At 44.5% G+C, this 695-nt stretch carries 1 pseudogene; it reads left to right on the forward strand.

Features of this window, described 5'->3' with window-relative positions:
• A pseudogene (locus tag AB4653_RS27565) lies at positions 1 to 451 on the forward strand (beta-ketoacyl-ACP synthase I); the annotation flags it as partial.
• Positions 452 to 695 lie beyond the last annotated feature (244 nt).

Genomic DNA, 695 nt, shown 5'->3' on the forward strand with positions numbered 1-695 from the left:
GATCGTGGGTTACGGCGCAACTTCAGATGGCTACGACATGGTTGCTCCTTCTGGTGAAGGCGCGGTTCGTTGTATGAAGATGGCAATGCAAAACGTTGATGGCGTTGACTACGTGAACACTCACGGTACTTCAACTCCTGTAGGTGACGTTAAAGAACTTGGCGCAATCCAAGAAGTCTTTGGCGGCAACAGCCCTGCAATCTCAGCAACTAAAGCGATGACAGGTCACGCTCTAGGTGCGGCTGGTGTACACGAAGCAATTTACTCAACGCTAATGCTTGATAACGGCTTCATCGCACCAAGCATTAACGTTGCAAACCTAGACGAAGCGGGCGAAGGCCTAGACATCGTAACCGAAGCTCGTGAACAAGAGCTAACAACGGTTATGTCTAACAGCTTTGGTTTCGGCGGTACGAACGCAACGCTAGTAATCAAAAAATACCAAGGCTAATTGAAGCTAAGGTTAAATTAATAAAAGGTTAATCGTTAATGGGTGACGTGAGTGCTGATTCAACACGCACAGGTCACCCAGTAATCATGACCATCAGAACATAGCTTTTATAAATATGGTTTTAAGCGTGTTTTTTAACCCTAGCTTTGTAAGCTTCGCTTTAGAAAATAGCTTTTTAAATCAAGATTTAGAAGTTGAAAGGTTTCCAGAGCTTGATCAGTACTGGCTTTGGTTAGTACTGGTT

The organism is Vibrio sp. 10N.222.48.A3, from assembly GCF_041475345.1.
In the GTDB taxonomy this organism is placed as follows: Bacteria; Pseudomonadota; Gammaproteobacteria; order Enterobacterales; family Vibrionaceae; genus Vibrio; species Vibrio tasmaniensis_A.